Consider the following 9,288-nt stretch of genomic DNA (forward strand, 5'->3'; position numbering starts at 1 on the left):
TCGACACCGACCTCCCTCACTCCAACCCGTACACCGCCGGCCCCGCCGGCACCGCAACTGATCCTCGCCACCGATCTGGATGGCACCTTCCTCGCCGGCGATCCCGCCGCGCGCCATCGGCTCTACCGGCTGGTCGACCAGCACCCCGGCATCCGCCTGATCTTCATCACCGGCCGCGGCCTGGAAGCGGTGATGCCCCTGCTCTCCGATCCGGCCATCCCGCGCCCGGATTACGTAGTCTGCGATGTAGGCGCCACCGTCGTCGACGGTCACACCCTGCAGCCGCTGCAGCCCCTGCAGTCGATGATCGATGCGCACTGGCCGGGCGAGCAGGTGGTCGCCGCGGCGATGCGCCCGTTCACCGCGCTGCAGCGCCAGGACGTTCCCCAGGAACGCCGCTGCTCGTACTTCTGCGATCCCGACACGCTGGCGCCGCTGCGCGCGCAGATCCAGGCTGCCGCACAGGCGCTGGGCTGCGACGTGCTGTACTCGGCCGACCGCTACCTGGACATCCTGCCGCCCGATACCGACAAGGGCCGTACCCTGGCCGCGCTTGCGCGCCTGCTGGAACTCCCGCGCGACCGCATCCTGGTGGCCGGTGACACCCTCAATGACCTGTCGATGTACACCTCCGGTTTCCGCGGGGTGTGCGTCGGCGATTCCGAGCCGGCACTGACCGCCGCCACCGCCGACCTGAAGCACACCTACCACGCGCAGGCGCCCGGCTGCGGCGGCATCCTCGAGGCCATCGAACAGTCCGGCCTGCTCGCCGATGACGATCCCTTCCTGCGCCCGCCGGCACAGGCGCGCGCCGACGGTGCGGACCTGGTGATGGTCTACCACCGCCTGCCCTTCGATGAAGTGATGGAAGACGGCGTGCTGGTGCAGCGCCCACCACGTTCGCCGAACGGCATCATTCCCTCGCTGCTGAGTTTCTTCGAAGGCGGCCAGAAAGGGTCGTGGGTGGCCTGGGGCATCGACGAGCCCAAGCGCGGCCCGTTCCAGACCCATCTGGCGGTGGATGCCGAGCGCTACCCCACCCTGACCGCCGCGCGCGTGCCGCTGAGCAAGCAGGAGGTGGACATCTTCTACAAGCGCTTCTCCAAGGAAGCGTTCTGGCCGATGCTGCATGTGTTCTGGGAGCGCGCGAAGTTCCGCGAAGATGACTGGCAGGTATTCCTGAAGGTCAACCGCAAGTTCGCCGAGGCCACCGCTGCCGAAGCCGCGCATGGCGCGACCGTGTGGATCCACGACTACAACCTGTGGATGGTGCCGGCCACGCTGCGCGAGCTGCGCCCGGACCTGAAGATCGCGTTCTTCCACCACACCTACTTCCCCTCGGCCGATGTGTTCAACGTGGTGCCGTGGCGCCGCGAGATCATCGGCAGCCTGCTCAGCTGCGACTACATCGGCTTCCACATTCCGCGCCAGGTGGAGAACTTCGTGGACGTGGTCCGCGGCGCCATGCCGGCCGAGCGGCTGGCCTGGGAAAGCTGCGCGCCGCGCTTCCTCACCTACGGGTGTGCCGTCGGCCTGGACACCATGACCACGCGCCTGCGCGTGGGCGATCGCGAAGTCGCGCTCGGTGCGCATCCGGTCGGCACCGATCTGCGCCGCATCCACAACGTGCTCGCGCGCAGCGATGTGCGCAACGACATCTTCAAGCTGCGCCGCGAGATCGGCGCGCGCAAGCTGGTGCTGTCGGTGGAGCGGCTGGACTACACCAAGGGCACGCTGGCCAAACTGGAAGCCTTCGAGCGGCTGCTGGAACAGCATCCGGATCGCCAGGGCAAGGTCACCCTGCTGATGATCTGCGTGCCCGCCGCGCGCGAGATGACCATCTACCGCACGCTGCAGAACCAGATCGAACAGGCGGTCGGGCGGATCAACGGGCGCTTCTCGCGGCTGGACTGGACCCCGGTGCGCTTCTTCGCGCAGGCGTTGCCGTTCGAGGAAGTGGTGGCGCATTACGCGGCCGCGCAGGTGATGTGGATCACCCCGCTGCGCGATGGTTTGAACCTGGTCTCCAAGGAGTTCGTCGCCACGCAGGGCATCGAGGGCAGCAACGGTGTGCTGGTGCTCAGTGAGTTCGCCGGTGCGGCCGCCGAGCTGAAGGGCGCGGTGCTGACCAACCCGCACGATCCGGCTGATCTGACGGCCGGGCTGCTGCAGGCGTTGTCGATGCCCGACGACGAAGCGACCGGGCGCATGCGGCAGTTGTTCGGCAGCGTGGAGTACTACGACGTGGACCGCTGGGGCCGGGATTTCCTGGAGGCGGTACGCAACAGCCACCCTGAAGGCTGACGCGGGAACGGTGGTGCCGGCCGTTGGCCGGGTCTGCTGCAGGCGGTGCGGGCGGCGGGCGATGCGGGTTTCGTGGGTAGTGCCGGCCGCTGGCCGGCTCCAGGCGGTCCTGGCGGCGGGCGATCACGGCGGTGGGCGGTGACGGCTTCATGGGGAGCCGGCCAGCGGCCGGCACTAACCTCAGTGCGCACCGACCGACGGTCGGCGCCTACCTTGCGTGCGCCGGCCAACGGTCGGTGCCTACCGGGCGGCGTGGCCTACCCGGCCTGCTTCAGGATGCCTTCGGCGATCACCGCTACCTGGCGCAGCACGTCGTTGCGTCCGGCATCATCGACCGTCGCGCCCTGCAGGTAGCTGGTCAGCACCCACGGAGCGCCGCCGGCGAGCGGCCACAGGATCGCGATGTCGTTGGTGGTGTCCTCGCCATTGCTGCCGGTCTTGTCTCCGACCCGCCACGCCTTGGACAGCCCGGCGCGCAGACGCGTATCGCCGGTTTCGTTGTCGATCAGCCAATCGGCCAGCTGCTGTTTCGAGCCGGGCTTGAGGACGTCGCCGAGCACGAAACGCTGCAGGCTGGCCGCCATCGCGGCCGGGCTGGTGGTGTCGCGCGGATCGCCCGGGGCGAACCGGTTCATCTCCGGCTCGAGCCGATCATTGCGGGTCACCGCGTCGCCATTCGCGCGCAGGAACGCGGTCACGCCGGCCGGCCCGCCAACCACGCCCAGCAGCAGGTTCGCCGCAGGATTGTCGCTGGTGATCATGGTCGCCCGGCACAGGTCACGCACCGTCACGTCCTTGCCGATATGCCGCGTGGTCACCGGGGCATGCGAGAGCATGTCCTGCTGGCGCACGGCCACGCGCCGGTCCAGCGAGAGCCTGCCCTGGTCGGCCAGAAGCAGGACAGCCGCGGACAACACGAACTTGAACGTGCTGCACATCGGGAAGCGTTCGTCTTGCCGATTGCCGGTGCGCCAGCCGGTGCCGGTGTTGAGCAGGGTCACGCCCAGGCGCCCGCCGCTCGCGGCTTCCAACGCCGCGAAGTCCTTCGCCGCGGCGACGGATTTCGGCGAGGGCAGCGGGGTCTTGGCAAAGGCGGTGGCGGCCAATGCCGATGCGGCGGCCGCGCCGGTCCATTGCAGGAACTGTCGTCGAGCGATCATGCGGTTCTCCGTGGCGAAGGCCTGAGTATTGGCAGGTTGCGGCGCCGCCACCAGCGAGGATTTTCAGCGGGAGCCATTACCTGCCCTCACGTCTACGGGGACCAACCTCTGGGAATGAACGCAGGAACGGCCCTCATCCCTGCCAGCTGCTCCCCGCAGCAGCCCCCTCAGTGCGAAGATGCATCACTCCTGCTCACGGCTCGGCCCATGCTCCGCCCCCAGTTGCCGCTCAATGCCCTGCGCGCCTTCGAGGCCGCTGCACGGCACCAGAATTTCACCCGCGCCGCGTTGGAGCTGTGCGTCAGCCAAGCCGCGCTGAGCCATCAGATCCGGGCGCTGGAGGACCGGCTGGGTGTGTCGCTATTCACCCGGTTGCCGCGCGGGGTCGCCCTGACCGATGAAGGAGCCCGCCTGTATCCGGTGCTCAATGAGGCCTTCGACCGCATCGCGGTGAGCCTGGACCGTTTCGTCGGCGGGCACTTCCGCGAGGTACTGAGCCTGGGCGTGGTCGGCACTTTCGCCACCGGCTGGCTGCTGCCACGCCTGGGCGATTTCAACGCGCGGCATCCGGATATCGAGCTGCGCCTGCAGACCCACAACAACCGCATCGATCTGGCCGGTGAAGGGCTGGACCTGGCGATCCGGTTCGGCGATGGCGATTGGCAGGGGCAGGTCAGCGATGCCGTACTGGAGGCACCGTTCGCGCCCCTGTGCGCACCCGCGCTGGCACGTACGCTGCGGCAGCCGCGCGATCTGGCCAATGTGGCCTTGCTGCGCTCCTACCGAAGCGACGAGTGGCCACGCTGGCTGCAGGCGGCCGGGGCACCGGAGCTGGAAGCGCGCGGGCCGGTGTTCGATTCGTCCCTGACGCTGGCCAGTGCCGCCGCCGCGGGCGCCGGCGTGGCGCTGCTGCCGTTGAAGATGTTCGAGCAGGACCTGGCCCAGGGGCGCCTGATCCAGCCGTTTGCACAGACGCTGGACCTGGGGCGGTACTGGCTGACGCGGCTGCGCTCGCGCGCCGAAAGCGATGCGGCGCGCAGGTTCCGGGAATGGCTGGAGGCGCAGGACGATGTGCCGACCAACGGTCGGCACCTACCGGTTGCCTGAGGGTGCCAGGTAGATGCCGACCGTTGGTCGGCATGCCGTTTACGCGTCCAGCAATTCCATCCACGTCTGCTCGGCCTTGCTGAGCAGGGTCGCGGTGGCTTCACGGTCGCGGCCGAGGACGGCCATGCGGGTCGCATCGGCGTAGTTGGCCGGGTTGGCCAGCTCGCGGTCCAGGTCGGCCAGCAGCGCCTCCAGTTCGCCCACCTTGGCTTCGGCAGCAGCCAGCTTGTGGGGATTGACCGGCTTCTTCGGCGGCAGCGGCGGGGTCGGCGGCACCGGCTCCGGGGCGGCCGCGGCCATCTTCTGCTTGGTGCCCTGCGCGGCGGGACGCGAACGCAGCCAGGCGGCGTAGGCATCCAGATCGCCGTCGAACGGCTCGACCACGCCATCGGCGACGCGCCAGAAGGTATCGCAGACCAGGCCGATCAGATGGCGGTCATGCGAGACCATCACGATCGCGCCCTCGAAGTCGGCCAGTGCTTCGGCCAGCGCTTCGCGCATTTCCAGGTCCAGGTGGTTGGTCGGTTCGTCGAGCAGCAGCACGTTCGGCTGCTGGTAGGCGATCAGCGCCAGCGCCAGGCGCGCGCGTTCGCCACCGGAGAAGCCGTCCACCGGTTCGAAGGCACGGTCGCCGGCGAAGTTCCACTTGCCGAGGAAATCGCGGAAGGACTGGTTCGGTGCATCCGGCGCCAGGTCGCGGAAGTGCTCCATCGGCGACTGCCCTTCGTGCAGCGACTCCACGGTGTGCTGGGCAAAGTAACCGATGCGCAGGTCCGGATGCGCGGCGCGCTCGCCGCTGATCGGGTCCAGTTCGCCCACCAGGGTCTTCACCAGGGTGGTCTTGCCGGCGCCGTTCGGACCAAGCAGGCCGATGCGCTGGCCGGCTTCCAGGCCGAAGCCCACGTTGTGCAGGATCACCGAATCGGCGCCGTAACCGGCCTCGACATGGTTCAGGCGGATCAGCGAGAACGGCAGTTTGGCCGGCGGGGCGAATTCGATGCGGAACTCGCGCTCGGCGCGCACGGCTTCGGTGCCGGCCAGCTTGGCCAGGCGCTTCATGCGGCTCTGCGCCTGCGCGGCCTTGCTGGCCTGTGCCTTGAAGCGGTCGATGAAGCTCTGCAGATGCGCGCGCTCGGCCTGTTCCTTGTCGTGGGCGAGCTGCTGCTGGCGCAGCTGTTCGGCACGCTGGCGCTCGAAATCGGTGTAGCCACCGACGTACAGCTTGGCGCCGCCACCGTGCAGATGCAGGGTGTGGGTGGCCACGTTGTCGAGGAACTCGCGGTCATGCGAGATCAGCAGCAGGGTGCCCGGGTACTTGAGCAGCCACTGTTCCAGCCAGAACACCGCGTCCAGATCCAGATGGTTGGTCGGTTCGTCGAGCAGCAGCAGGTCGCTGGGCATCATCAGCGCGCGCGCCAGGTTCAGGCGCACACGCCAGCCGCCGGAGAACGAGGAGACCGCGCGCGAGTGCGTCTCGGCCGGGAAGCCCAGGCCGTGCAACAGCTTGCCGGCGCGCGCTTCGGCGTCATAGGCGCCGATCTCGGCCATGCGCTGGTGGGCGGTGGCGACCGCTTCCCAGTCTTCACGCGCGGCGGCGGCGGCTTCCTCGCGCATGACGGCGGCCACCTCGGTGTCGCCCTCCAGCACGAACTGCAGCGCCGGGTCGGGCAGCGACGGGGTTTCCTGGGCCACGCTGGCGATGCGGATCTTGCCGGGCAGATCGACGTCGCCCTTGTCCGCCTCCAGCTCGCCCTTCACGGCGGCGAACAGGCTGGACTTGCCAGCGCCATTACGGCCGACCACGCCGACGCGGTACCCCGCGTGCAGGGTCAGGTCGACGTTGGACAACAGCAGCCGCTCGCCACGGCGCAAGGCGAAGTTACGAAGGGAAATCATCTTGGGGGTCCATATAACGGAATGGAATGTGCTCGTGAGCACCTTTCCTGCGACGTAATTCTAGCGTTAACGAATACTTGACGGGCCCCGGGATGCGCGGCAGGCCTCGTTTCTCTCTCCCACGACCCTGCCTGCGCTCCCCCGGGACCCTCCTGTCAGATCCTCGACCGCACGTAAATGGTTGCTGCTGCAACGTTTTTTACGAACATGGCAAATATTTGACAAGCGATGAATATCCCGTTAATCCGTCTCTTGCGCACCGCAACAACCGCCTTCGCAGACCCGATCCTCGATGTCGTGATGTCGCTTTGGTGCAGCACCGCCCCTACCGGAGCCACATCCTGATGAACCGCAAGACCAGTACGCTCGCCGCCGCCGTAGCTGTCGCGCTCGGTATGTCCAGCTTCGCCGCCACCGCCCAGGAGGCACCCGCCCGCACGGCGGCCAACACCCTGGACACCATCATCGTCACCGGTACCCGCGTAGCCGACCGTACCGTGGCCGAGTCGCAGTCACCGATCGACATCATCACCCCCGAGGCGCTGCAGTCCACCGGCACCACCGAGCTGGCCACCGCGCTGGCCCGCGCCCTGCCCTCGCTGAACTTCCCGCGCCCGGCGCTGACCGATGGCACCAGCGGCATCCGCCCGGCGCAGCTGCGCGGCCTGTCCCCGGACCAGGTGCTGGTGCTGGTCAACGGCAAGCGCCGACACACCTCGGCGCAGATCAACGTCAACGGCAGCATTGGCCGTGGCTCCTCGGCGGTGGACATCAACGCGATCCCGATCGCCTCGATCGAGCGCGTGGAAGTGCTGCGCGACGGCGCCTCGGCGCAGTACGGTTCGGACGCCATCGCCGGTGTGATCAACATCGTGCTCAAGGGTTCGTCCTCCGGCGGCAGCCTGGCGCTGGACGCCGGCCAGTACTCGGCCGGTGACGGCAACAAGTACCAGCTCTCCGGCGATACCGGCATCGGCTTCGCCGACGGTCGCGGCAGCGTGCATGTGGCCGGCCAGATCGTCCAGCAGGACGAGAGCAACCGGGCCGGCCCGTACCAGGGCACCGCGCCGAACACCGGCAACTTCCCCAACATCGGCCAGACCACCTTCGTGGTCGGCGACCCGCAGGTGGATGCAACCGCCGCCTCGGCCAACGCCAGCTTCCAGTTCAGCGACCACGTCTCGGCCTACGCCACCGCGATGGCCAGCAACCGCGACATCACCTCGTTCGCGTTCTATCGCTCGCGCAACAACAGCAACCAGGGCCCGCTGCTGGCGCAGACCTACCCGGACGGCTTCGTGCCGGAGATCAACCAGTACTCCAAGGACCGCTCGCTGGTCGCCGGGGTCAAGGGCGGCTCCGACAACGGCTGGAACTGGGATGTCAGCTACAACTATGGCGCCAACAAGATCGACTTCCACACCCGCAACAGCATCAACTACGCGCTCGGCGTGAACAGCCCGCGCTCGTTCTACGACGGCGCGCTGGAGTACACCCAGAACATCGTCAACGCCGATGTGACCAAGACCCTCGATTGGGGGCTGGCCTACCCGGTCACGCTGTCCTTCGGCGGTGAGTACCGCAAGGAGAAGTGGGAGCAGTCGGCCGGTGAACTGAACTCCTACACCGGCAGCGGTGCACAGGGCTTCGGCGGCTTCACCCCGCTCAACGCCGTCGACGCCGACCGCGACAACTACGCTGTCTATGCCGGACTGGAAGCCGACCTTACCGACAAGTTCTCCGCCGGCGTGACCGGCCGCTACGAGGACTACTCGGACTTCGGCGACAAGTTCTCCGGCAAGCTCTCCGCACGCTACGCCTTCACCGACAAGGTCGCCCTGCGCGCCACCGCCTCCAGCGGTTTCCGCGCTCCGTCGCTGGCCCAGCAGAGCTACCAGGCGGTGACCAGCACGATCGTCAACGGCGTGTTCGTCGAACGCGGCACCTTCCCGACCACCAGCCCTGCCGCGCAGGCGCTGGGTGCCAGCCCGCTGAAGGCCGAGAGCTCGACCTCCTACAGCCTGGGCCTGGTGCTGCAGCCGGTGGATCGCCTGTACCTGACCGTGGATGCGTACCAGATCGACATCGACGACCGCATCGTGCTCTCCACCAACATCACCACCAATGACGCGGCCAATGCGCTGCTGTCCGGGCTGGGGCTGCCGGGCGTCACGGCGTTCTCCTACTTCACCAACGGCGTGGACACCCGCACCCGCGGCGTGGATGCGGTCTCCAGCTACACGATTCCCTTCGCCGCCAGCTCGCTGGAGCTGACCGCTGCCTACAGCTACAACGAAACCGAGGTGAAGAAGTTCATCGGCTCGCCGCCGGTGTTCGGCACGCTGGGCATCACCCAGTCGCTGATCGGCCGCGATGAGATCGGCCGCATCGAGGACAGCTACCCGCGCGACAAGACCATCCTCAGCGGCACCTGGCGTTCGGACCGCTGGGACCTGAACCTGGCGGCCACCCGCTATGGCTCATTCACCGTGCGCAATTCGGCGACCGCCCTGCGTGACCAGACCTACGACGCCTCGTGGGTGCTGGATGCCTCGGCCAGCTACAAGCCGAGCGAGAACTGGACCCTCACCTTGGGCGCGGACAACATCCTGGACGAATACCCGGACCGCACCGTGGACCTGCAGAACTCCACCTGGGGCATGCTGCCGTACAGCAACTACTCGCCGTACGGGTTCAATGGTGCGTACGTATACGGGCGCGTGACCTACAAGTGGTAACAGGAGTAGTGGGGGCGGCCGGCCCGGCCAAAGGTGAGCCCCACCCCGCATCTAAACCAACGCGCCAAGCCCCACAACCACCG

The 9,288-nt window shown here is 67.9% G+C and carries 5 protein-coding genes; 3 read left to right on the forward strand and 2 right to left on the reverse strand.

All coding sequences use genetic code 11. The features are described 5' to 3' along the window. The first annotated feature begins 57 nt into the window (after positions 1-57). Positions 58-2,304, forward strand: coding sequence for a glucosylglycerol-phosphate synthase (ggpS, locus tag ABE424_RS13290; RefSeq protein ID WP_346492898.1), 2,247 nt, complete (start codon positions 58-60; stop codon positions 2,302-2,304). A gap of 257 nt (positions 2,305-2,561) precedes the next feature. On the opposite strand, the gene blaL2 is transcribed toward ggpS, so the two are convergent. Then, on the reverse strand, positions 2,562-3,464 hold the full coding sequence (blaL2, locus tag ABE424_RS13295; protein WP_346492894.1) for a L2 family extended-spectrum class A beta-lactamase: 903 nt from the start codon (positions 3,462-3,464) through the stop codon (positions 2,562-2,564). A 207-nt stretch (positions 3,465-3,671) separates the two neighbouring features. On the opposite strand from blaL2, the gene ABE424_RS13300 reads away from it, so the two are divergent. Beyond that, positions 3,672-4,571 (forward strand): LysR family transcriptional regulator, encoded by a 900-nt coding sequence (locus ABE424_RS13300; RefSeq protein ID WP_346492893.1) that lies wholly within the window; start codon positions 3,672-3,674, stop codon positions 4,569-4,571. 39 nt (positions 4,572-4,610) lie between these two features. On the opposite strand, the gene ABE424_RS13305 is transcribed toward ABE424_RS13300, so the two are convergent. Beyond that, positions 4,611-6,467, reverse strand: a complete 1,857-nt coding sequence (locus ABE424_RS13305; RefSeq protein ID WP_346478837.1) for an ABC-F family ATP-binding cassette domain-containing protein — start codon at positions 6,465-6,467, stop codon at positions 4,611-4,613. A 344-nt stretch (positions 6,468-6,811) separates the two neighbouring features. On the opposite strand from ABE424_RS13305, the gene ABE424_RS13310 reads away from it, so the two are divergent. Next, on the forward strand, positions 6,812-9,205 hold the full coding sequence (locus tag ABE424_RS13310) for a TonB-dependent receptor (RefSeq protein WP_346492892.1): 2,394 nt from the start codon (positions 6,812-6,814) through the stop codon (positions 9,203-9,205). Positions 9,206-9,288 lie beyond the last annotated feature (83 nt).

Origin of the sequence: Stenotrophomonas sp. TWI1149, assembly GCF_039673155.1 — a bacterium.
Lineage (GTDB): Bacteria > Pseudomonadota > Gammaproteobacteria > Xanthomonadales > Xanthomonadaceae > Stenotrophomonas > Stenotrophomonas maltophilia_AA.